We start from the raw sequence: 23,983 nt of genomic DNA, 5'->3' as shown, positions 1-23,983 counted from the left end.
CGTCTATCTTTCACGCTGCGACAGGAGGGTAAAAATATGACATCTCTGACACCACAGGAACTCGAAGGTCGGCTCAACGCTCATCGAGAACTGATGATCGAAATGCTGGCAGCCATGATCGGTGGCGAAGTGACAATCACGACATTCCTCAAGAAGCTGCGCGATGACGCGACCTTCAAGGATAACGAGGAAGATCCAGGCGTGATGCCGGACAGCGCTTTCGCGATCGAAAACGCCTCCGCCCGTGAAATTCGCGCCATACTGGAAGCCGCGCGGGCGCGGGCTTCCGCGAGCTAGATACCATGTCGGCATCGTGTTTCAGCACATTTTAATATTTGTGGCCGTCCTGCCATCTTTATGGCAATTTCATGGAACTAGAATGGCAACAGCACGTTCTTGGTCCAGAGTTCGATGGAGGCGACCATGGTCAGGGAATGGTTTGAAGTTGCAGGTTTCGCGCTGGTCATTGCTGCCTGCTACATGTTCGTTATTCCGGTTTGAAGTTTCCCGAGGAGGGGAATGAGGCTTCGACAAAAGAGGCCCCAAGCTCTCGTGGCCTAGTGGCCGCGGGAGCATTATGCTTGAGGCGAAAGGCCATCCAGAACAGCCTCGCGATCCATTGCCGGATGTAAAATTGTGGGAACGTTTCTCCGCCCGGGCTTGTTAGCCCACGTGACAGGTCGCCAGTTGTTATCGCGAGCGACTGATACGGGAGACTGCCATGCTGCACTTATTCAGAATGCTCAGGAACCGTTTTCTGACCCGGCGGGAACAGTCGACATTCCATGTCGCCCGCCCGCAAGATCTTCAGGTCGTGGTTCCGGAAGCCGTTGCGCTTCCGCTTCCCAAGACACCGCGTGAAGAAATCAGCGTGCCCGCATCAATCAACGGACGCGACCTGTCGACCGGCAGGCTCTAGAGACTGACGAGCCACCGCTCATCTCAAGAAGAACAATCCCAAAAGGAGCTTATCATGGCGAATATCGATTCCGCCAATATCCTCATCTTGGCCACCGATGGCTACGAACGTTCGGAACTGCGCGTGCCTTACGACGAGCTGAAAAAGCGCGGAGCCAAAGTGAAAATCGCCTCGATCAAATCCGGCGAGATCAGGAGCTGGGACGAGAAAGACTGGGGCGACAGTGTGACCGTCGATCTCGATGTCAAGGAAGCGAAGGTGGAGGATTTTGACGCGCTCGTTCTGCCCGGTGGCCAGATCAACCCGGATGTCCTGCGCAAGAACGAGGACGCCGTACAGCTGGTTCGCGATTTCATCAGCCGCGGCAAACCGGTAGCCGCTATCTGCCATGGTCCATGGCTGCTGGTCGAGGCCGATGCCCTGCGCGGACGCAAGGCAACCTCCTATGCCTCTATCCGCACCGACCTGCGCAATGCCGGCGCCAACTGGAAGGATGAAGCCGTCGTGGTCGACAGCGGCATCATCACATCGCGCTCGCCAAAAGACCTCGCAGCCTTCGTCGACAAGATCGTCGAGGAAGTGGAAGAAGGCCTGCACCAGCGCCGCGCTGCCTGATTGCCCTACTTCGATCTGGTGGAGGCCCCTCATCCGGCTGCTGCCACCTTCTCCCCGCTTGCGGGGGGAAGGAACATGCCGCACCGGCGCCGGCTCTCCCTACCGCCGATATCAGGAACGTCATTTCGCCACGCGCGGGGAGAGAGCGAGGGGCAACTGGACGAGCGCAAGAGCTTCACTGCAATCCAGCACCACCCGGCCTTACCCTTCCTTCAAAAATGCCAGTAAACGCGCCTCGTTCATCCGCAATCCGCGCGGAGACTTGGATGTTTTCCCCGTCTCCATGATCCGACGCAATGGCGCATCATCCTCGGCAAGATCGAGAATGCTCGGATGGATATAGCTTGAGCGGCAGACGGCGGGCGTGTTCTGCAGCGCATCCGAAGCGGCTTTGGTCAACGCCTTTATCTTCGGCCGCTTGCCCTCTTCCTCCACGATCGTCCATGCCGTCATGAAGGCAGCCAAGCTGCCACCCCAGGTGCGAAAGGTCTTGGCCGAAACCGGAAAGCCGGCAGCCTTGGCGAGATAGGCATTGAGCCTGCCGGAATCGACCGGGCGGGCGGTGCCGTGCTCGTCTGGAAATGAAAACAGCTGGCGACCGGGAAGGTCGGCGATCTCTTCAAGAATACGCTGCAGTCGTGGATGTTTGAGCGTGTGCTGCACGCGCTTGCCGCCCTTGGCCGTGAATTTCAAAAGCACACCGTCGCCGGACAGGATCATGTGACGTTTCAGAAGCGTCGTTGCCCCATAGGTACGGTTTTCCTTGGCATAGGCTTTGTTGCCGACGCGCAGATGCGTCACATCCATCAGCGCCACGAGGGCGGCCAGCACGCAATCGGACTTGTCGAGACCGAGCGCAAGATCGCGCTTCACCTTGCGGCGAATGCGCGGCAAAGCCTCACCGAACCGGGCCAACTGATCGAACTTCTGCTCGCTGCGAAAGCTCTGCCAGTCGGCATGATACCGATACTGCTTTCGCCCCCGGGAATCGTAACCCGTCGCCTGCAGATGTCCCTGCGGATCCATGCAGATCCAGACATTGTCATAGGCCGGAGGAAGCCCCAGCGCCGAGATACGGAGCCGGTCGTCTTCATCAGTCAGAAGCAATCCGTCCGGCAGCTTGTAGCAAAAGCCCTTGCCACGCTTTAATCGGCGAATGCCCGGCTCCGTATCGCTGACATAGGTAAGCCCGATGGCTTTGAGCGAAGCGGCGTCGATTTCGATTGTTTTGAGCGACAGATCCATGAGCGCTAAAACGACGCGAACCACGCTTCGTTCCTGCGCGAACCGATCAAATCACGTCGAACTACATTGCCAGACTGCGCCGCTCGTCGACGGCATCGTCGCGCTCCAGATTGGCGCGCGGCGCCACAAGTCTCCAGACAAGGCCTTCCGGGCGGAATTCGACATCCACCTGACCGCCAAAGGCAGCAACTGCGTGGCGCTGGATGATGGTCGTTCCAAACCCCTTGCGGGAAGGCTCGCTAACCAGCGGCCCACCGCTTTCTTCCCAGACAAGCCTGATCTTCGGCTCGCCGTCATCGTCGGGAGCGACATCGTCCCACGAAATCCGTACACGCCCATGCGGCACCGACAGTGCGCCATATTTGACCGAATTGGTCGCCAGCTCGTGCAGCACGAGGCCGAGATTCTGGACCGCCTCGGCCTTGAGCATGAAATCCTCGCCCGACACCAGAAGCCGGTCCCCGGCCTCGAAGGTCGAAAGATGAATCTCGATGACGCGCATCAGCCGCACACCGGCCCATTGCTCCTTGGCCAGCGCCTCGATGGATTTTCCAAGCCCGTGCAGGCGTGTGCTGATCGCCTTCTGGAATTCCGGCATGGTCGTGTCCTGACGGCCGAGCTGGCGCATCATCGCCTGCACCAGCGTCAGGATATTCTTCGTGCGATGCACCAGTTCATGCAGGATGAGATGGATACGGTCTTCGGCCTCGCTACGGTCGAAGGACGCATTCGACAGCGCGACCGCCACCTGATTGGCCTCGGTGATACGCGTCTCGACCGGCGAGACGATCTCACCCTTGCCGATCCTGTCCGCCATGTCGGCGATCTGCCGGATCGGCGTGCGAAGCTGACGGGCAATCGTATAGGCAAACAGAACCGCCAGCGTGAGAAAGATCACGCCCCCCGCGACCAGTTGCTTGAAGGTGGTGATGATGCCTTCCTGCGCCGAGGCGATCGGCCCCCAGACGACGGCCTTCCATGTCCAGCCGGTGATCTGGGCATAGCCGTACATCTGCCTCTCATCACCTTCGACATCTTCGATCGTGCCCTTGAAGCCGGTCATCAACCTCAGCGTATCGGGATCGAACGGCTTGCCGGATGCTATTCTGGCGGCCCCACCAGAAGCCACGACCTGCCCCTGTCCGTCGATGACCGCAGCCGACCAGCCTGCAGGAAGTCCCTCGATGGAAATCAGTTTTTCCATGTCTTCGGCATTCTGCGTCATGATGATCGCAGAACCGGAATGCGAAAGCGCATCAGGCAGCGGCATTGCAACGTTGAACACCCACTTGTTGCTCGTCTTGCCGTAAAACACGCTGGAGACTTCGGTAATGCCGGATTTCAGCACCGATTCCAGTGCCGGCATGTTCGACATGCTGGGCAGCGGATCGCCGAAGGGCGAACGGGTGTTGAGCCGCTGCTGGCCATCCTTGTCGACGACGATGACATAAAGCGAATTGGAGCGCAGGCTGCGCTGGGTGCGGTCGTGGAAGGCTCTCAGGTCACCGGCTTCAAGCTCCGGCGAGGTAATCAGAAGGCGAAGCGTCGTCGCCATGTCCTGCAATTCCCGATCGACGGAGCGTGCAATCAGCTGCGCATCCTCGGCGGTCTCGTTGGCCAGTCCTTCGCGTTCCTGCCCCTCGAGTTGCAGGACAAGAAAACCGACAAAAGCCAGCAACGGCAAGGCGACGACAATCACCAGCGCCATCAGATAGGCGCCGATCGAGGCTGTGGGGAAAAGACGCGAAAACTTAAACATTCCGCTATCTTAAGCCAATAATAAAGCTGCAGGCAGAAGCCCGCCCGCTGTCACTGATCATCAGTCGTCCCGCCCTACGCTAATACATCTTAGCCAAAACGGTTCTAACTGCTTTTGCAGATCGCGCCAACATGTGTTTGGAACAACTGAGCTGTGCGTTGCCCCACAATGTTGCGAAAACGTGTCTGCCGTATCGTTTCGGGACAATCGACAAATGTGTGGAACTTAGCCTGCCCGACGAAGATCAGCCGATCCGCTGCCCGCTTTGGGGATCGAAAACCACTGCCTTGTCGAGATTGAAGACGAAGCGGAATGCCTGGCCGGGTTCGACAACGGTTTCCGCGCGGGCGCGACCGGTAAACGTCGTGCCGTCGAGTTTGCCGGTGACGAACGTATCCGATCCGGTCGGTTCGACGATGGTGACCTCCGCATCGATCTGCGCACTGGCCAAGGCAGCGGCATCGGCAGAGCCTTCGTCGGAAATCGCCTCAGGGCGTAGACCGACGATGACCTCCTTCCCCTCGGCGAGCGGTGTCGTGACCGAAGGCGGAACCCTGACGGTCACGCCCTGGCCACCGGCGCCGAACAGCTGGATACCGCCTGAAACCGCCCTGCCCTTCAGCATGTTCATCGCCGGCGATCCCATGAAATCCGCGACGAAGAGATTGGCCGGACGGTTGTAGATTTCTGCCGGCGTGCCGACCTGCTGGACGATGCCTTCCTTCAGCACGACGATCTTGGTGGCGAGCGTCATCGCCTCGATCTGATCGTGGGTGACGTAAACGATCGTCGCATGGGTATTCTGGTGCAGCGCCTTGATCTCGGCACGCACTTCGACGCGCAGCTTTGCATCGAGGTTCGAAAGCGGCTCGTCGAACAGGAAGACGCGCGGCTTGCGCACCAAGGCACGCCCCATCGCGACACGCTGGCGCTGGCCGCCGGAAAGCTGGCTCGGGCGACGGGTCAGGAGATGCTCGATCTGCAGGGTTTTCGCCACCTGCGCCACAGCCTTTGCACGCTCGGCCTTGTCGACGCCGCGCATTTCCAGCGCAAAGGCGATGTTCTCTTCGACAGTCATGTTCGGATAAAGCGCATAGGACTGGAAGACCATTGCGATATCGCGCTTCGATGGGTGCAGGTCGGTCACCACTTGCCCATCGATAACGATGTCACCCGAGGACGGCGGCAAGAGGCCGGCGATGGCATTGAGCAACGTGGACTTGCCGCAGCCGGACGGGCCGACCAGCACGAGGAAGCCGCCCTTTTCCAGCTCGATATCGATACCCTTGAGGATCTCGACGCTGCCGATCTTCTTGCGGATGTTCTTGATCTGAAGAAAGCTCATGAAGATTTATCCCTTGACGGCGCCGGCCATCAGGCCGCGCACGAAATAGCGTCCGGCGACGACATAAACGAACAATGTCGGCAGCGCGGCAAAGACGGCCGCGGCCATGTCGACATTGTATTCCTTCACGCCGGTGGAAGACGAAACGAGGTTGTTGAGCGCCACTGTCATCGGCGAGGCTTCGCCGGACGAGAAGGAGACGCCGAACAGGAAGTCGTTCCAGATATTGGTGAACTGGTAGATGACCGTGACGACGATGATCGGCCCCGAACTGGGCAAAAGAATGCGCCAGAAGATCTTGAAGAAACCCGCACCGTCGATCATCGCGGCCTTCACCAGTTCGTCCGGAAAGGCTTCGTAATAATTGCGGAAAAACAGCGTGGTGAAGCCGAGACCGTAGATCACGTGGACCATGACGAGCCCGGTCGTCGAGTTCGACAGGCCCATCAGGCCGAGCAGCCGCGCCATCGGGATCAGCACCGCCTGGAAGGGGATGAAGCAGGCAAACAGCATCATGCCGAAAACGATCTTGTGGCCCGGAAACCGCCATTTGGTCAGCACGTAACCGTTGAGCGCGCCGAGCAGCGTCGAGATGATGACGGCCGGAACGACCATCTTGATCGAATTCCAGAAATAGCCCTTGATGCCGACGCAGGAGACCCCGATGCAGGCCTCACCCCAGGCTTTGGTCCAGGCGGCGATCGAAGGATCGGTCGGCAGCGCCAGCATGTCGCCGCCGCGGATTTCGTCGAGCGATTTGAGCGAAGTCGACAACATCACATAGAGCGGCAGCAGATAGACGATCGCAAGGATGATCAGCGCGGCATAGATGAAATAGCGTGTGAAACGCGCCGAGCCGGCGCTGATCGTTTCGGGTGCGGCGCTCATTGCTTCTTCTCCCGCAGTTCCGAATAGAGATATGGAACGATGATCGCGGTAATGCCCATCAGCATCATCACGGCGCTGGCCGAGCCGACATTCATCTGGTTTCGGTTGAACGTGTAGGAATACATGAAGGTGGACGGCAGCTCGGTGGCATTGCCCGGCCCGCCGCCGGTGAGCGCGATGACGAGGTCGTAGGACTTGATCGCCATATGTGCGAGCACGATGAAAGCCGAGAGGAATATCGGCCGCAGCAGCGGGATGATGATGCGGCGATAGATGGAAACAGTCGATGCGCCGTCGATCTGTGCCGCCTTGATGATCTCGCCGTCTATGCCGCGAAGGCCGGCCAGGAACATCGCCATGATGAAGCCGGACGCCTGCCACACACCGGCGATGACGACGGTGTAGATCGCCATGTTCGGGTTGACCAGCCAGTCGAAGGTAAAGCTCTCCCAGCCGAGATTGCGCATCGTGTGTTCCAGCCCGAGGCCGGGATTGAGGAACCATTTCCACGCCGTCCCGGTGACGACGAAGGAGAGCGCCATCGGATAAAGGAAGATCGGTCTGAGCACGCCCTCGGCGCGGATGCGCTGGTCCATCAGGATCGCGATGAACAGCCCGATTGCGGTGCAAAGCGCGATGTAGAGAATGCCGAAAATAGCGAGGTTCTGCATCGCCACATACCAGTTCGGCTGCGACCAGAGCCGGAAATAGGCATCGAACCCGCCCCATTTATAGACCGGCAGGATGCGCGATGTGGTGAAGGAGAGCGTGATCGTCCAGAGGATGAAGCCGTAGACGAAAATCAGTATGACGGCGAAGGACGGCGCCAGAACGAGTTTCGGCAGGCCGTTGCGCAGCGTGTCGCCTAAAGATTTCCGCGGCCGTTCGGGGGTAACCACCGGCATCGGTTCGATTGTCGTCATGGGGGTCTCCAATGGGGAGAGAAACATTGAAGGCATCCGGCGGGATACCCCCTCTGGCCTGCCAGCCATCTCCCCCACAAGGGGGGAGAAGACCTGTGACACCCGCATCGCTCGATTGAGGCGTAGAGGGTGCAGCCGGGTTAAGCCCCTCCCCGTTGTGGGGAGGGGTTTGGGCCGGGGTACTGTCTGCTACTTCGCCGCAGCAACCGCTTCCGGCAGACGCTTTAGCGCGGCATCGGTCGTGAGCTGACCATTGAGATGCTGGGTGATGACGTCGAGCATGGCTTCCTTGATGGCGGCCGGCTGGGCGTAGCCGTGAGCCAGCGAGCCCATCAGCGTGCCCTTGGATGAGGCTTCAGCCAGATCCTTCATGCCCTTCTTGGCGCAATCGTCGAATTCCGTATCCGGAATGTCGGTACGGGCCGGAACCGAACCCTTCACCTTGTTGAAGGCGATCTGGAAGGCCGGGTTTTCGACGGCGGACGCCATCTTCATCTGCGCGTCGGCGGCATCACCGCCCACATCGAACATCATGAACTGGTCGGCGTTGAACAGAACCGAGCCTTGCGTGCCGGGGAAGCGGATGCAGACGAAATCTTTGCCCGGCTCCTTCTTGGCGCGCAGCCATTCGCCCTTAGACCAGTCGCCCATTTCCTGCGCGCCAGCCTTGCCTTCGATGACGAGCGCCGTCGACAGGTTCCATTCGCGGCCGGAGAAGTTCGGGTCGAAATAGGTGCGAAGTTTCGACATGTCGTCGAAGACCTTCTTCATCGTGTCGCTGGAAAGTGCTTCCGGATCGGCTTCGAGCACCGCCTTCTTGTAGAAATCCGGGCCACCGCGGGAAAGAACCACGGCTTCCCAGAGCGTGCCATCCTGCCACGGAACGCCGCCATGGGCGAGCGGGACGATGCCGTTAGCCTTGAATTTGTCGAGCAGCGCGAACAGCTCGTCGATATTGGTCGGAACCTTGCCGCCCGCCTTGTCGAGTGCGGCCTTGTTCAGCCACAGCCAGTTGGTCGAGTGAATGTTGACCGGTGCGGCCACCCAGTGACCGTCATATTTGGAGAATTCCTGCAGAGCCGGCGGAATGACCTTGTCCCAGCCTTCCTTGGCGGCGAGATCGTCAAGGTTGGCGGCAACGCCCATTTCCGACCAGTCGCGCAGGTCGAAGCCGAGCAGCTGAACCGCAGTCGGCGGATCGCCTGCAGTGACGCGGGCGCGAAGTGCGGTCATGGCGGCGGAACCGGCACCACCAGCAACCGGCATATCCTTCCAGGTGACGCCTTCCTTGGCGAGGTTTTCCTTCAGCACGTTGAGTGCTGCAGCTTCACCGCCCGACGTCCACCAGTGCAGGACTTCGACTTCAGCGGCCTTGGCGGCACCGGCTGTCATCGCGATCAACGCGGCACCGGCGGCCAGTTTTGTAATGGCACGAATATTCATTGATGATCTCCTCCAAATCCGGGCTCCTCTCCGGATAGGCAATTTATAACGTTATAACCCGAGCAAGTGTCAACCCATGGATGAAGGTTTTCGAATTGCTCGTGATCAATTTTTTAAAGTATTGATCCGGCTCGACAAATATCGATTTTCAGAGGAATGTTCGTCCACTTGAAAGAAAATTCTGGAAATCGTCACGGAATTTGCAACGATATATATGGAGCTCCGGCAGCGGTTAAGCCGCCGGATGGAGGATGAGACATGCCGCTGGACGATGCAGAGGACGGACGCCAACCGAACACGGCTGGCTCTTCGACTTCAACTCCCGGCCCCCACCGAAAGCCGACGCTGAAGACGATCGCCGAATTGACCGGGCTTGCGGTGACCACCGTGTCGCGCGCTCTGGGCGACGATCCGCTGATTGCCCGAGAAACCCGCCAGCGTGTTCAGGCAGCGGCAGCCCAGGTCGGTTACCTGCCCGATCGGGCCGCTCAGCGCCTGCGCACCGGCCGCACCAACGTCATCAGCCTCGTTCTGGATCCGCATGAGGAAATCCTCGGCTACGGCACATCGATGATCAGGGGCATGACGGCGACATTGCGCGGCACGCCCTATCACCTCGTCATCACCCCGCATTTTTCCGATACGCCGCAGATCGATCCGGTCCGCCATATCGTCCGCAACCGCATGGCAGACGGCATCCTGTTCAGTCGCACCGAACCTTCCGACGAGCGGGTGAAATTCCTGCTGGAAGCGGGCTTTCCCTTCGTCTGTCACGGCAGGACGGAGCTTGCGACGCCGCATCCTTATGTCGATTACGACAATTACCGCTTCACCTATCAGGCGGCGAAGAAGCTGATCGCCTCGGGCTGTCGGCGGCTGTTCATCATCCTGCCGCCCGAACGCTTCACCTTCCATCACCACATGCGCCACGGCTTCATGACGGCAGTGCGGGAGGAAGGTGTCGGTTTCGAGATCGCGAGCGGCATTACGCTGGACAGCAAGGCGGATGCGGTGCGCGATCATGTGGCGGCGCGGCTGGCGAAAGCCGACCCGCCGGACGGTTTCATCTGCGGCGGCGAGGTATCGGCCATGGCGGTGATGTCGGCCACCCACGATCTCGGGCTTGAGATCGGCCGCGATGTGAGCTTGGTGGCAAAACAGACATCCGGCCTGTTCGATCAGGTCAGGCCGCGGATCGAGACGATCTACGAGGACCTGTCGGAAGCAGGAAGGCTGATGGCGGGGCTGCTGTTGAAGCGGATGGCCGGGGCAACGCCGGTAGGTGAGTTGCAGGCGGTGCTGGAGGTGTAGCCTTTGGATAAAACAGCGGATCGGCTTTGGCTTGCGTTTGGATCCTCGGGTCAAGCCCGAGGATGACGAGTTTGTGGGGTATGTCTTCGACCCCATTGAACCTAACAATCCTGCCGAAACGTCTCGTATGTCAATCCGATTTGCCTCTGCCGTCATCCTCGGGCTTGACCCGAGGATCCAAACACAAGCAACATCCTATCCAGAAGAGAACCCACAGCGGGCGACCGAGACGCTGACCAACATGCGAAAGGCCACCCAAACGGCGGCCCTTCCCGATACTTAATCCTCCTCGACAAACACCTCGTCACGCTTCTTCCGCACACTCGGCAGGAACACGACAATCAGCACGATGACGGCGATGAACAGCAGCGTGGCGCTGATCGGCCGCGTGACGAACGTGCTCGGATCCCCGCGCGACAAAATCATCGCCCGTCGCAGATTTTCCTCCAGCAATGGCCCCAGCACAAAGCCAAGTAGAAGCGGTGCCGGCTCGCAGCGCAGTTTCAAGAGCAGGTAGCCAAGCAGGCCGAAGAAGGCGACGGCATAGAGGTCGTAGACGTTCGAGTTGACGCTGTAGACGCCGATCGAGCAGAAGGCCATGATGATCGGGAATAGCAGGTAGTAAGGGATGGTCAGGAGTTTGACCCACAGCCCGATCAGCGGCAGGTTGAGGATGACGAGCATCAGGTTGCCGATCCACATCGAGGCGATGATGCCCCAGAAGAGGGCCGGCTGTTCGGCTGCCACGTTCGGACCGGGCACGATGCCCTGGATGATCATCGCCCCGACCATCAACGCCATGACCGGGTTGGCCGGGATGCCAAGCGTCAGAAGCGGAATGAACGAGGTTTGCGCACCGGCATTGTTCGCCGATTCCGGACCGGCGACGCCGGCAACCGCGCCATGGCCGAATTCCTGCGGGTTCTTCGACACCTTCTTTTCGACCGTATAGGAGGCGAAGGAAGCAAGGATCGCCCCGCCGCCCGGCAGGATGCCGAGCACCGAGCCGATCGCCGTGCCGCGCAGCACAGGCGCGATCATCGCCCGAAAATCCTCGCGGCTCGGCAGAAGGCCGGAAACCTTGGCCATCAGCACTTCCCGCGTTCTCTCGTTTTCGAGATTGCGCAGGATTTCCGCGATGCCGAACACGCCGACCGCAACCGCGACGAAATTCAGACCATCGGCATATTCGCGGATGCCGAGCGTGAAGCGCGGCGCGCCTGTATAGATATCGGTTCCGACAAGTCCGAGCAGCAGTCCTAGCGCCACCATGGCCAGCGCCTTGATGACCGAGCCATGCGCCAGCGCGATCGACGAGACCAGACCGACGACCATCAGCGAAAAGTATTCGGCGGCGCCGAATTGCAGCGCGATGGCCGTGAGCGGCGGCGCGAAGATGGCGACGAGGAAGGTGGAGACCGTGCCGGCGAAGAACGAGCCGATCGCGGCGATCGCAAGCGCCGCCCCGGCCTTGCCCTTGCGGGCCATCTGGTAACCGTCGATGGCGGTGACGGCCGACGAGGATTCGCCCGGCATGTTGATCAGGATCGCCGTGGTCGAGCCGCCATATTGCGCCCCGTAATAGATGCCCGCGAGCATGATCAGCGACGAGACCGGTTCGAGCTGGAAGGTGATCGGCAACAGCATGGCGATCGTCGCGGTGGCGCCGATGCCGGGAAGCACGCCGATCAGCGTGCCGAGCAGCACCCCGATCAGGCAGAAGAACAGGTTCTCGATCGATCCTGCGGTCTGGAAGCCGAGAAGAAGATTATTGAAAAGATCCATCAGTCAAATCCTAGAAGCGAACCCAGGGTCCGAAGCGCTGGAAGGGCAGCCCGAGGCCATAGCTGAAAACCAGCACGGAAAAGGCGGTCAGCAGCACAGCGAGAATAACGGCCGTCAGCGGCTTCATCTTGTGGGAGGCGAAAGAGGCGATCAGCGCGGCGAAGAACAGCGACGGCACGAAACCGAGGCCGCGCACCGTGATGCCGAAGAAGATCGGGGCGGCAAGAATGAAGATGATACCGCGCCAGGCAATAGGCCCGATCGGCTCTCCCTCCACGCGAAATGCCTGAAACAGGATGATGGCGCCGAACAGGATGAGCGCCAGCGCCAGGATGAACGGGAAATACCCCGGCCCCATGCGAAACGCCGTACCGAGCTCAAGCTCGATCGACTGATAGGCGAAGAAGATGCCGGTCAGGATCAGCAGGATGCCGCAGATCAGATTGGCTTTGTCGAATGACTTGGAATTCATGGTGTCTCCGTTTGAGTGGGAGATGGTCTAGCGTTGATGGCTGGAGCAAGCTCACCCCCTCTGCCCTGCCGGGCATCTCCCCCACAGGTGGGGAGATCAGCTGGGAAGAAGCTCACCAATCAACCTCGGCGTTTGCGTTCTGCGCTTTGTCTGGTCACTCAAGGTCCGCTGGACACGGTGATCATGAGGCACGTGATCTCCCCCTTGTGGGGAGATCACCGATAGGTCAGAGAGGGCGCGCTTACTCTAAGTCGTCGCTGAATACCGCACCCCATCCAGCGCAAGCACTCAGTCCGCGTACTGCCCGGCAGACTCGATGATCGGCTTCCAGCGGGCGATCTCGGTCTCCAGCTTGGTTTTCAGCGCAGCCGGCGTTGCATCGGCTTCCGGGGAGGGCTTGGTGCCCAGTTCGGCAAAACGCTTGACGATATTCTCGTCCTTCAGCGCGCCCTGGAGCGACTTCGACAGGCGCTCGTTGATCTCGGCGGGTGTGCCCTTCGGCGTGTAGATGCCGTGCCAGATGCCGACGGTCATGCTTTCAAGCCCAGCTTCCTTGACGGTCGGCAAGTCTTTGAAGATGTCGAGACGCTCGGGCGAAGTGACGGCGTAAGCCTTGATCGTGCCGCCCTGGATCTGCTTCGTCGTGTTGGTGGTCTGGTCGCACATGATATCGACCTGGCCGCCGAGAAGATCGGTCATCGCAGGTCCCGTGCCCTTGTAGGGAACGGTGACGAGCGGGGTCTGGATGGCGCTCATGAACAGCATGCCGCAAAGATGCGAGGCAGCCCCGATGCCGGCATTGGCGACGGTCACCTTGTCGGCATTCGCATTGGCGTATTCGACGAGCCCCTTGAGATCGGTCGCTTCCATATCCTTGCGGGCGACGATCGTCATCGGCACGTCGGTGACGAGACCGACATATTCGAAGGCGTTCAGCGTGTCATAGGCGAGCTTGCGGTAAAGCGTGGCGCTGGTCGCCATGCCGATATGGTGGAGCAGAACCGTGTAACCATCGGCTTCGGCTGCAGCGACGCGGCCGGCACCGAGTGTTCCGCCGGCACCGCCGACATTTTCGACGACGATCTGCTGGCCGAGATCCTTCGACATGGATTCGGCAACGAGACGGGCAACCGTATCGGTCGGGCCACCGGCGGCAAACGGCACGACCATGGTGATCTGGCGCTCGGGATAGCCCTGAGCACTCGCCTGTGCGGAAAACATCGAGATGGCGGCAAGCGCCGTTGCGCCGAGAACGGCGTTAAACAGTTTCATGAATTTCCTCCTCCAAGGACAATATCCAGCCTGTAGCTGCAGATGCACATCTCCTCCGGCACCTGCTTGGGATCCATTAGCGGGCGGCGCGGAAACGCTGGCAATTGGCTAACGGCAAGCGAAGGCAGGATATTTCCTCAACCGCAGCGCAGCATGGGTGGATTTGGGAACAACGGGCGTCCGGCATGGGTGGAAATCCACCCAACTGCCTTGAGTAATAGTGACGCAGCGGCAAAATATCCGCCAATTCAACTCAGGAAAAGTCGGCGAACGCTCCCGACTCGTCTTCATCGCCAACTTGGGAGGACTTCAGCATCTTCTTGTCGAGACCGTATTTCTGCATCTTCTCGTAGAGCGTCTTGCGCGAAATACCGAGCGTTTCATAGACCGGCTTCAGCGCCCCGCCATGGGCAGCAATCTCGGTGGCGATGAGATTGCGCTCGAAGGCGGCAACCTTTTCCGCCAGCCGGCCGCCGTTTTCCTTTGCAGCCCCACCCGGCTCCCCTGAACCCGGATCGAGACCCAGCACCAGCCGGTCAGCGGCATTGCGCAGCTCGCGCACATTTCCCGGCCAGTCCCGCTGGGCGATCAGCGAAAGGATATCCGGAGGCACGACGATATCCTCCCGGCCGTAACGCGCCGCCGCCTCGCGCACGAGCTGCAGGAAGAGCAGCGGAATATCCGCCCGTCTTTGCGAAAGCGCCGGGACATGCACCGTCGCGACATTCAGCCGGTAGAGAAGATCGGCGCGGAAGCGACCGGCCGCCACTTCCGCCTCCAGATCCACCTTGCTGGTGGCGATGAAACGCACATCAAGCGGCACGGTCTCGTTGGATCCGAGCCGGGTAATGACCCGTTCCTGCAGCACCCGCAGGAATTTCGCCTGAAGGTCGAAGGGCATGGAGCTGATTTCGTCGAGCAGGATCGTCCCTCCCCGCGCATGCTCGAACTTGCCGTATCGCGGCCGAAGCGCGCCGGGAAAGGCACCGGCTTCGTGGCCGAAAAGCTCGCTTTCGATCAGCGTTTCGGGAAGAGCGGCGCAATTGATGGCGATCAGCGGCCGGTTGGCGCGCGGGCTGATATCGTGCAGGGCGCGAGCCACCACTTCCTTGCCGACGCCGGTATCGCCGATGACCAGCGTATCGGCATCCGTCGCGCCGATCGCACGAATGCGGTAGCGCAGATCGACCATCACCTGCGTGCGGCCCGGCATGCGGGCTTCCACATCGTCACGTTTTCCCGCAACGGCCCGAAGCCGCCGGTTTTCAAGGATCAGCGCGCGCCGCTCCAGCGCACGGCGGATGACGCCGGCCAGATGCTGCGGGGTGAACGGCTTTTCGAGAAAATCGTAGGCGCCCTCGCGCATTGCCTTCACGGCAAGCTGCACATCGCCATGGCCGGTGACGAGAATGACCGGGATTTCCGCATCGAGCTCGCGCACCCGGTGCAGAAGCGTCATCCCGTCCAGCCCCGGCATACGGATATCGCTGACGATCACGCCATCAAAGCCGAAACCGGAAAGCTCCAGCACGTTTTCCGCATTCGGGAACGTGTCGACGGTAAGGTCGAACAGTTCCAGCGCCTGGGCGGTGGAGCGGCGAAGCTCCTCCTCGTCATCGACAAGCAGAACTCGTTGCGCAAGCGTCATTCGGCCGCCTCCATCACGCTTGCATCGGCGACATCGAGTTCGATGTCAAACACCGCTCCGCCTTCCGGATGGTCGGTGACCGAAAGGCTGCCGCCGAAATCCTTGACGATATTGTAGGAGATCGACAGGCCAAGCCCCAGCCCTTTGCCGACGCCTTTGGTGGTGAAGAACGGGTCGAAGATACGCTCGCGAATGGCGGCCGGAACACCCGGCCCGCGATCGCGCACGATGATCATCACCTTCTCGGCCGCACCGGAGGCAGACACATCGATACGCCTGTCCTCCAGTCCCTCCACCGCATCGGCGGCATTGGTAACGATATTGACCAGCACCTGCTGCAGACGCACGGCGCCTGCCATCACCCGCGGCAGGCCCGGTTCGATCGTGATGGAAAGCTCCGCATCCGCCGCCTTGAGCCGCGCCGAAACGATCTCGATCGTATCGCGGATGACATCCTCGACGCTGACCGCGCCGAGTTTTTCATTCGGCTTGCGGGCGAAATTGCGCAGGTGCCGGCTGATCGACGCCATTCGGTCGATCAGCGCCGAGATGCGCTTGAGATTGTCGCTTGCGTCCTCCACCCGCCCGCGCTCGATCAGGAGGCCGGTCGTCTCGGCATAAGTCTTCGCTGCGGCAAGCGGCTGGTTGAGTTCGTGGGAGAGCGCTGCCGACATCTGGCCGAGGCCTGCGAGTTTTCCGGCCTGCACCAGATCGGCCTGTGTCTTGCGCAACCGGCGCTCGGTCAGGCGGCGCTCGGCAATTTCCTTCTCGATCCGGCTGTTGACGCGGGCAAGGGCCGCGGTTCGCTCGTCCACCCGCCGCTCCAGCTCGTTCTGCGCTTCGGCCTGCAGCTGCATGCGCTCAGTCAACCGCGCCCGGCGCTGGAAGACGATCGCCGAGACAAGTCCGGCAAGGCAGAACGCCAGAAACACGGCCGCCATCATCGTCTGCGCCTGCCAGCGCACCGAGGCCGTATCCATCAGCACATTCACCGTCCATCCGGCCTCCGGCATGGATTGCGAGACGTAGAGATATTCCCGCTCCGTATTGCCGTTCCGGATCAGCATGGTTTCATGGCCTGCGAAACTGCCATAGGCGAGCGGCAGCTGATGCAGCTTCACATCCGCATATCGGCGGGAAGTTTCCGTCCGGGCAATCCGATCCGGCGTCAGCGGCAGGATAGCGGCAAATCGCCATTCGTCGCTGCCGGTCATGAAGATGATGCCTTCCGGATCGGAGACGAAGATCCGGTCGTCGCCGCCGGCCCAGGAGGCCTCGATCGTATCGAGATCGACCTTGAAGACAATGACGCCAAGGATTTTTCCATCCATCACGATCGGCGAACTGAAATAATAACCGCGCTTGGCCGATGTCGTGCCGACCGCGAAGAAACGCGACCTCTCGCCCCGCGCCGCCTCCTGGAAATAGGGCCGATAGCTGAAATTCTCGCCGACGAAACTAACGGGAGAATCGTAATTGCTCGCGGCAATCGTCGTGCCGTCCATGGTCATGATGTAGATGTCGGAGGATTTTAGAAGCGCATTGACGGATTTCAGATACCGGTTGGCGGCAAGCCGCAGCGCCTCGTTGCCGGGGTCTTCTATGAGCACCTCGATGATCTCGTCATCGGCAGTCAGCGCCGGCAGCGCCTCATAGCGCTTCAGATGCCCGTCAAGCGCCGAAACCGCCAGCCTCAGCGTCGTCCCCGCCTGCAGTTCCGCCTCGTCCATGGCGCTGCGCGCCACGAACCCATGCACCTTCCATGTCAGCACAAGGCCGAGCACAAGACACAGGACAGACACTGCCGCGATACGATATTTCACGTCCGAAGGGCTCCTCCTCCCTCGACCATAACGCGCATATCTTACGGAGCGCCGCAGAATTTTCCAATGGCTTCTCGTATGACGGGTGCGTTTGGATATTTTGGCGAAAGCGAAGGCTGCTATGTAGCACCGTCACAGGCAGCAATCCCGTGCAAGACGCTTGACTTGCGGTAGGATATCACGTGGTTGTGCAATCAATGAGGGCAGACCGCTTCGGGCGGAAATAGGGGTTCAGATGGTTTCCTTGCTTGCGCTATTCATGGGCGGCGTCGCCGGCCTCAGGGCGATGATGGCCCCGGCCCTCGTCACCTGGGCGGCAGCGCTCGGTTGGCTTGATCTATCCGGCTCATGGCTGTCCTTCCTCGCCTCCAAATGGGCGGTGCTGATCTTCACAATTCTCGCCGTGTTCGAACTGGTGACCGACCAGTTACCCAACACGCCGAGCCGCAAGGTGCCGCAGCAATTCATCACCCGGCTGATAACCGGCGGCGTGGCCGGCGCCGCGATCGGCATTCCCTACGACCTTTGGCTGGCCGGCCTCGTTTCCGGCGTCCTCGGCGCCGTGGCCGGCACCTATGGCGGGGCCTGGGCACGCGCCAAGCTGGCCGAGATTTTCGGCAAGGATGCACCGGCCGCCTTCATCGAGGATGGCGTGGCCTTCGTCGTGGCCTTTATCATCATTTTGTCTCTCCCCGCGGCCGCAACGATATGAAGCGTTTCGACGCGATCATCATCGGTGCCGGCCAGGCAGGCCCCTCGCTTGCCGGCCGGTTCAATGATGCGGGAAAGGCGGTCGCGATCATCGAGCGCAAACATGTCGGCGGCACCTGTGTCAACACCGGCTGCAAACCGACCAAGACGCTCGTCGCCAGCGCCTATGCCGCCCACCTTGCCCGCCGTGCCGCCGATTATGGTGTCGGCATTGACGGCGATATCTCAATCGACATGCAGGCGGTGATGCGCCGCTCTCACAAGGTCACGCTCGACAGCCGCCACGGCAACGAGAACTGGCTGGAGGGCATGCCGAACTGCAGCCTGATCCGCGGCCACGCCCGTTTTGAAAGCAAGGATGTCATTCGCGTCGGCGATGAATTGCTGAGCGCGCCGCAGATTTTTCTGAATGTCGGTTCGCGCGCAACAATCCCGGATTTCGCCGGTGTGAGCGACATCCACTATATGACCAATACCGATATCGTCATGCTCGACCGGCTGCCGAAACATCTGGTGATTGTCGGCGGCAGTTATATCGGGCTGGAATACGCGCAGATCTATCGCCGCTTCGGTGCAGAGGTAACGGTCGTCGAAAAAGGCACGCGGTTGATCGGCCGCGAGGACGAGGACATTTCCGCAGCGGTTCGCGAGACCCTTGAGGCGGAAGGCATCCATATCCGCACCAATGCCGAATGTATCCGTTTCCGCAAGCATGAAGACGGCATAGCAGTCGGCGTGAATTGCGACGAAGGCGAACCCGAAGTGATCGGCTCGGATGTGCTTCTGGCAGTCGGCCGGCGGCCCAATACCGACGATCTTGGCCTCGATAAGGCTGGCGTAGAGCTCGATGCGCGCGGCTTCATCAAGGTGGACGAGCGGCTTGCCACCAATGTCGACGGCATCTGGGCAATGGGCGACTGCAACGGGAAAGGCGCTTTCACCCACACCGCCTATAACGACTTCGAGATCGTCGCCGCCAACCTGTTCGACGGCGAGGACCGCAAGGTTTCGCAACGACTGCTGGGCTATGCGCTGTTCATCGATCCGCCGCTTGGCCGGGTCGGTATGGGCGAGGAAGAGGCACGCAAGGCGGGCCATGATGTTCTGGTCGGCACACGGCCGATGACGAATGTCGGACGTGCGGTCGAAAAGGGCGAAACCAAGGGTTTCATGAAGATCGTCGCCGACGCGAAGACGAAACAGATCCTCGGCGCGGCCCTGCTCGGCACCGGCGGTGACGAGGCGATCCACGGCGTGCTGGACCTGATGAATGTCGGTGCGACTTACGACGATCTGCGCTGGGCGGTGCCGATCCACCCGACAGTTTCCGAACTCTGGCCGACAGTCGTCCTATCTATGAAGCCCGCATAAGGGGATCGGCAAGCTTTTCCGCTTATGAACGGATCAACGATCCGGTTCGGGATGGAAGAGATGTGCGGATTTGCAGGTTACGTGGGAGAAGGGTTTGGGGCGGAGCGCGCGCCATCGCTTCTATCGGCCATGGGACAGGCGATCGCCCATCGCGGCCCGGATGGGCACGGCATCTGGATCGGCTCCGGCATTGGCCTCTCGCATGTACGCCTATCGATCGTCGGTCTCTCCGACGGCCAGCAGCCGATGACGAGCGCCGACGGGCGCTACACGATCGCCTTCAACGGCGAGATCTTCAACTATGTCGAACTGCGCGATGAACTGAAGGCCCGCGGCGCCACATTCCGTACCGGCTCGGATACGGAAGTGTTATTGCAGCTTTATGCCTATGACGGCGAGGCCTGCCTGCAAAAGCTCAACGGCGATTTCGCCTTCGCCATCTGGGACGCGACGGAGCGAAAATTGCTGCTGGCGCGAGACCGCATGGGCGTGCGGCCGCTGTTTTATACCGAGCACAGGGGCACGTTTTATTTCGCCTCGGAAGTGAAGGCGCTTTTGACCGTGCCCGGCATCGAGGCCGAACTCGATGCTGTCGCGCTGGACCAGATATTCACCCTATGGGCGCCGATCGCGCCGCGCACAGCCTTTCGCAACATTTTCGAGCTGGAACCCGGCCAGATGCTGGTTCGCGAGAACGGAGCGAACCGGTTGAAACCCTATTGGACGCTCGACTTCCCCGATGTCGGCGAGCATGGGGCGACAGATGAAGATCACACAGAGGAATTGCGCGCCCTGCTGAGCGATGCCGTCAGATTGAGGATGCGCGCCGACGTGCCGGTCGGCTCCTATCTTTCCGGCGGGCTCGACTCGTCGCTGATCTCGGCGCTCGCCGCTCCGATGGCGCCGAGCGGACTGAACACCTTCTCCGTGACCTTCGACAGCGCGGAACACGACGAAAGCAGCTTTCAGCAGCAGGTAGCCTCGGCGCTCGGCACCCGTCATAACTCGATCGCCTCATCGCCTGAAACGATCGCGACCGCCTTCCCTGACATCATCCGGTTTACCGAACGCCCGATCCTGCGCACCGCCCCTGCCCCGCTTTACACTTTGGCCGGTCTCGTTCGAGAAACCGGCATGAAGGTGGTGCTGACCGGCGAAGGCGCGGACGAAGTATTTGCCGGTTATGACATTTTTCGGGAAGCGAAAGTCCGCCGTTTCTGCGCCCGCCAGCCCGGCTCTAAGATCAGGCCGCATCTCTTCCGCAAGCTCTATCCCTATCTTCCCGGGCTGAAGCAGCAGTCGGCGGAATATCTTTCGGCCTTCTTCAACGTCTCCGGCACCGATCCGTCCGATCCGCTTTTCTCGCACCGACCGCGGATGAAAAGCACGGCGGCGACGAAAATCTTCTATTCCGCAGACCTGCGAGAAACGCTCGGCCACTACGATGCCGCCGAAGAGCTGAGCACGCGGCTACCGGAGCGTTTCCGCCGCTGGCATCCACTGCATCAGGCACAATATCTCGAAACCCGTCTTCTTCTGCCGGGCTACATCCTCTCCAGCCAGGGCGAGCGGATGGCGATGGCGCATGGCATAGAAGGCCGTTTCCCCTTCCTCGATCACCGGCTGGTGGAGTTTGCCACAAAACTTTCGCCTGATGCGAAGCTCAAGGGCCTGCGTGAAAAACATATCCTGCGTGAAGCGGCGAAAGGTCTGTTGCCGGACAGCGTCATCGAGCGTCAGAAACAGCCATACCGCGCACCTGACAGCAGTTCCTTTACCGGCCCGGGCACCGATGAGCAGGCTTACGTCTCCGAGATGCTGTCCGAACGTGCCGTCTCGGCAACCGGACTGTTCGATCCGGTGGCGGTCTCAAGGCTTCACGGAAAATGCCGCAAGCAAACTGTCGCCGGTTTTCGCGATAATGCCGCGTTTGTCGGAATTCTTTCAACCCAGTTATGGGCCAAGAATTTTGCCGAAAAACAATTGGTTACAAAAATATCGGCACTATCCAAAAGCTCGCTTTAAGGCCGAAAATACGCGTTTTTGCCTCTCACGCTCGCGTGATCGATAAAATTTTAGTATTGTCTTTATGAGGATCGGAAGAGCCTGCCTTTAAGCCTTCCAGCACGCCGCGCCACGATCGGGACCCGTGGGCACAAATCGCGACCAAGTCAGGGAGTTTCACCACCATGACCGTATCGATCATCATCAAGACACTGGATGACGAAAAGCGCATTGCCCGCACGATCGAGTGCGCGCTGAAAGCTCTGCCGGATGGCGAGGGCGAGATCATCGTCACCGACCTAGGCTCCCGCGACCGCACGATCGAGATCGCATCGGCCTATCCTGTGCGGCTGACCCAGATTGCTCGTCCCGCGCGTTTTCGCAGCGGCGCCGGCTCGCAGCTCGGTTATCAATATGCCCGCCACGACTTCATCTGCCTGATCGACGCCGACATGGAACTCGATCCGGCATTTCTGCCGGAAGCGATTGCTTTTCTGGAGCGCCATACGCGTACCGGCGGCGTGACAGGCCATATCGAAACCGGAGCGGCATCCGGCAGCGGCTTCCTGCCCGATCGGCGTATCGGCGCCGTGGACCAGTTGGCCGGAGGCGGGCTTTATCGCCGCCGCGCGATCGAAGAGATCGACTATATGGCCGACCGCAACCTGCATGGCTACGAGGAATTGAACCTCGGCATTCGCCTGCGCAGTGCCGGCTGGAAACTGCATCGGCTGGATCGCCGTTTTGCCCGCCATCACGGCCATGATGCTCGCTCTCGTGACCTGCTTCTGCAACAGGTAAAAACCAAGGAGCCTTTCGGCATCGGCGAGCTCTTGCGGGCAGCAACCGGCAAGCCCTATTTCTATCGGCTGCTGCGTGCACTGCCCGAGCTTGGCATCCTGGCGCTTGTCTGGAGCTTCATGTTCGGCTCAATGCTGCTTGTCGCAACACTGCCCGGCGTCACCATGCCCGCCCTGATCATCGCCGCAGGCCTTGGCCTTGTCGTGGCCGTAACGTCCTTGCGCACCGGACGGCTGAAGACGGGTCTTTATACGGTGATCATCCGCTTTCTTCAGGCGATCGCCCTGCCGGTCGGCTACATCACGCCGCGCCGCAACCCGCGTTCCTGGATCGAAAGCCGGCTTCTCGGCGAACCCGATGCGGAAGTGAGCCGCGATGCCGATCAAGCCACGGATGCTTATGATACCGCCATGGCAAAGAGCGCCCGCTGAGCCCTGATTTAAGCCCGATTGTGCAACCGGAACCCGTAATCCGACTTGCTGCAAGCCAGCCTGCAGAGCCGTGAACAGCAGATAAAATCCGGTCACCGAATCATTACTTCGATTTAACCTGACCCCGCTTGAAACGGCCACAGAAGGTAGTAATCTCACCCCATCGCTGGCTGATGTGTAGGGCGCCGGCGACTGAAAGACGACAGGTCGTCACTGAAGTTCTTTCGCCCCCATGATGGAGGCAAGACATGATACCCGCAGTAGCAACACATACGTTCGACCCTAACGAGCTTGCGTTCCTGAAGCGCGTGTTCGATGACGTTTGCATGGAACACGGCCTGCCCGGCAGCAGCGCTGCGGCAAGCAATGTGGCGGTTGAGATGATTCAGCTTTATCAGCGCGGCGTGAAGGACGAAAAGAGCCTTCATCGTCACTTCGATGGGCACAGCTTCTATGGTTGAACAAGGCTAACGCTTCGCCTGCAAATCCCGTTCATCGCGCATCAGGAAAACCCGGGTGATGGGGTCGAGATTGTCTTCCAGCCAGCTTGCCATCGACATCTCTTCCGCAAGGATGCGTTCGAACACGGCCTGGGCTTCGGTTTCTCCCAGCTCGTCGGCAGCCGCGATCAGCATGCGATAGGTCGCGATCTCCAGATGTTCGAACGCATAGGCCTGAGCAGTGAACTTCACCACCTCGTCATTCATCACCAGCGCGGGAATTCCGTGCACGGTCGCGGCGATGCGCCCGGCAATATCCTTGAGTGCGGACGGCGCACCGGAAAAATCGTTGAGAAGGCTCTGCAGCGCGTCCGCCTGGCTGCGCGTTTCCTCAAGATGTTCGAGCATGCGTGCCTTGAGGTCCGGGTAGTTTTCCAGTCGCCGCGTCTGCGCGGTCAAAGAGGTGATCGCCTGCTCCTCCATCGCATGGGCGCTTTTCAGCCAGGCAATGAAATTGTCCTTCGCATGGGTCATGCAGCTCCTCCCTCGTCTCATCCACAGATAATACACGGGCTCGTGATCGCCAATGGCAACCCCGAACCATAACGGGAAGTTCCCTGACATTGAACGCGAAATTGCCTCGAGATGCCCTCAAGGGATGCATCTGCGGCATATCAGCACTTGTTAAAAAGATGGGAACCATCACTTGCGCCCGGGGTTACCGATGCATTAATGGAGGCGCCGATGATCGAAGATCCAAGAGAGCCAACAGAGCAG

21 protein-coding genes are annotated in these 23,983 nt (G+C 60.2%); 9 read left to right on the top strand and 12 right to left on the bottom strand.

Features of this window, described 5'->3' with window-relative positions:
* Positions 1-36: 36 nt before the first annotated feature.
* The 3 genes from MRBLMR1_RS01185 to MRBLMR1_RS01175 all read left to right on the top strand — a co-directional run bounded on the left by MRBLMR1_RS01185 (position 37) and on the right by MRBLMR1_RS01175 (position 1,534).
* Positions 37-297, top strand: coding sequence for a hypothetical protein (locus MRBLMR1_RS01185; protein WP_148143092.1), 261 nt, complete (start codon positions 37-39; stop codon positions 295-297).
* 424 nt (positions 298-721) lie between these two features.
* Positions 722-919 (top strand): hypothetical protein, encoded by a 198-nt coding sequence (locus MRBLMR1_RS01180; protein ID WP_148143091.1) that lies wholly within the window; start codon positions 722-724, stop codon positions 917-919.
* A gap of 54 nt (positions 920-973) precedes the next feature.
* Positions 974-1,534, top strand: coding sequence for a type 1 glutamine amidotransferase domain-containing protein (locus tag MRBLMR1_RS01175; RefSeq protein ID WP_148143090.1), 561 nt, complete (start codon positions 974-976; stop codon positions 1,532-1,534).
* A 201-nt stretch (positions 1,535-1,735) separates the two neighbouring features.
* On the opposite strand, the gene MRBLMR1_RS01170 is transcribed toward MRBLMR1_RS01175, so the two are convergent.
* The 6 genes from MRBLMR1_RS01170 to MRBLMR1_RS01145 all read right to left on the bottom strand — a co-directional run bounded on the left by MRBLMR1_RS01170 (position 1,736) and on the right by MRBLMR1_RS01145 (position 9,131).
* Complete coding sequence (locus MRBLMR1_RS01170) at positions 1,736-2,752, bottom strand: DNA topoisomerase IB (protein ID WP_148143626.1); 1,017 nt, start codon at positions 2,750-2,752, stop codon at positions 1,736-1,738.
* Between the two features lie 88 nt (positions 2,753-2,840).
* Positions 2,841-4,538, bottom strand: coding sequence for a sensor histidine kinase (locus MRBLMR1_RS01165; protein WP_148143089.1), 1,698 nt, complete (start codon positions 4,536-4,538; stop codon positions 2,841-2,843).
* Positions 4,539-4,782: 244 nt separating this feature from the next.
* Positions 4,783-5,883 (bottom strand): ABC transporter ATP-binding protein, encoded by a 1,101-nt coding sequence (locus tag MRBLMR1_RS01160; protein WP_148143088.1) that lies wholly within the window; start codon positions 5,881-5,883, stop codon positions 4,783-4,785.
* 6 nt (positions 5,884-5,889) lie between these two features.
* Positions 5,890-6,771, bottom strand: a complete 882-nt coding sequence (locus MRBLMR1_RS01155) for a carbohydrate ABC transporter permease (RefSeq protein WP_148143087.1) — start codon at positions 6,769-6,771, stop codon at positions 5,890-5,892.
* Entirely contained in the window at positions 6,768-7,694 is a 927-nt protein-coding gene (locus MRBLMR1_RS01150) for a carbohydrate ABC transporter permease (RefSeq protein ID WP_148143086.1), read from the bottom strand. The genes MRBLMR1_RS01155 and MRBLMR1_RS01150 overlap by 4 nt, the downstream gene beginning before the upstream one ends.
* A 189-nt stretch (positions 7,695-7,883) precedes the next feature.
* Entirely contained in the window at positions 7,884-9,131 is a 1,248-nt protein-coding gene (locus tag MRBLMR1_RS01145; RefSeq protein WP_183685310.1) for an ABC transporter substrate-binding protein, read from the bottom strand.
* Between the two features lie 264 nt (positions 9,132-9,395).
* Between MRBLMR1_RS01145 and MRBLMR1_RS01140 the strand changes: the two genes are divergently transcribed.
* Positions 9,396-10,448, top strand: a complete 1,053-nt coding sequence (locus MRBLMR1_RS01140; protein WP_148143084.1) for a substrate-binding domain-containing protein — start codon at positions 9,396-9,398, stop codon at positions 10,446-10,448.
* 279 nt (positions 10,449-10,727) lie between these two features.
* On the opposite strand, the gene MRBLMR1_RS01135 is transcribed toward MRBLMR1_RS01140, so the two are convergent.
* The 5 genes from MRBLMR1_RS01135 to MRBLMR1_RS01115 form a co-directional block, all read right to left on the bottom strand.
* Positions 10,728-12,233 carry a tripartite tricarboxylate transporter permease gene (locus MRBLMR1_RS01135; protein ID WP_148143083.1) on the bottom strand — a complete coding sequence of 502 codons (1,506 nt, stop codon included), beginning with the start codon at positions 12,231-12,233 and terminating at the stop codon, positions 10,728-10,730.
* 10 nt (positions 12,234-12,243) lie between these two features.
* A complete protein-coding gene (locus tag MRBLMR1_RS01130; protein WP_148143082.1) occupies positions 12,244-12,705 on the bottom strand; it encodes a tripartite tricarboxylate transporter TctB family protein in 462 nt (153 codons plus the stop codon).
* Between the two features lie 288 nt (positions 12,706-12,993).
* Positions 12,994-13,977 (bottom strand): tripartite tricarboxylate transporter substrate-binding protein, encoded by a 984-nt coding sequence (locus tag MRBLMR1_RS01125; protein WP_148143081.1) that lies wholly within the window; start codon positions 13,975-13,977, stop codon positions 12,994-12,996.
* A gap of 253 nt (positions 13,978-14,230) precedes the next feature.
* Entirely contained in the window at positions 14,231-15,625 is a 1,395-nt protein-coding gene (locus MRBLMR1_RS01120) for a sigma-54-dependent transcriptional regulator (protein WP_148143080.1), read from the bottom strand.
* Positions 15,622-17,448 (bottom strand): sensor histidine kinase, encoded by a 1,827-nt coding sequence (locus tag MRBLMR1_RS01115; protein ID WP_500063469.1) that lies wholly within the window; start codon positions 17,446-17,448, stop codon positions 15,622-15,624. Before MRBLMR1_RS01115 ends, MRBLMR1_RS01120 begins: the two co-directional genes overlap by 4 nt.
* Before the next feature lie 235 nt (positions 17,449-17,683).
* Between MRBLMR1_RS01115 and MRBLMR1_RS01110 the strand changes: the two genes are divergently transcribed.
* From MRBLMR1_RS01110 to MRBLMR1_RS01090, 5 genes are all read left to right on the top strand, one after another.
* Positions 17,684-18,160 (top strand): DUF4126 family protein, encoded by a 477-nt coding sequence (locus MRBLMR1_RS01110; protein WP_148143079.1) that lies wholly within the window; start codon positions 17,684-17,686, stop codon positions 18,158-18,160.
* Positions 18,157-19,530: an FAD-containing oxidoreductase gene (locus MRBLMR1_RS01105; protein ID WP_148143078.1), complete on the top strand. Its 1,374-nt coding sequence runs from the start codon at positions 18,157-18,159 to the stop codon at positions 19,528-19,530. Before MRBLMR1_RS01110 ends, MRBLMR1_RS01105 begins: the two co-directional genes overlap by 4 nt.
* Positions 19,531-19,590: 60 nt before the next feature.
* Complete coding sequence (gene asnB, locus MRBLMR1_RS01100; RefSeq protein ID WP_148143077.1) at positions 19,591-21,555, top strand: asparagine synthase (glutamine-hydrolyzing); 1,965 nt, start codon at positions 19,591-19,593, stop codon at positions 21,553-21,555.
* Positions 21,556-21,719: 164 nt separating this feature from the next.
* Positions 21,720-22,766, top strand: coding sequence for a glycosyltransferase (locus MRBLMR1_RS01095; RefSeq protein ID WP_148143076.1), 1,047 nt, complete (start codon positions 21,720-21,722; stop codon positions 22,764-22,766).
* Positions 22,767-23,014: 248 nt separating this feature from the next.
* Positions 23,015-23,227, top strand: coding sequence for a hypothetical protein (locus tag MRBLMR1_RS01090; protein WP_148143075.1), 213 nt, complete (start codon positions 23,015-23,017; stop codon positions 23,225-23,227).
* 6 nt (positions 23,228-23,233) lie between these two features.
* Here MRBLMR1_RS01090 and MRBLMR1_RS01085 read toward each other — a convergent pair whose 3' ends face one another.
* On the bottom strand, positions 23,234-23,740 hold the full coding sequence (locus tag MRBLMR1_RS01085; protein WP_148143074.1) for a ferritin-like domain-containing protein: 507 nt from the start codon (positions 23,738-23,740) through the stop codon (positions 23,234-23,236).
* Positions 23,741-23,983: the final 243 nt, after the last annotated feature.

This window comes from Neorhizobium sp. LMR1-1-1.1 (assembly GCF_040675795.1).
GTDB lineage: Bacteria > Pseudomonadota > Alphaproteobacteria > Rhizobiales > Rhizobiaceae > Neorhizobium > Neorhizobium cellulosilyticum.
Note: the sequence above shows the minus strand (reverse complement) of the source record. Positions and strands in the feature narration are given on the sequence as shown.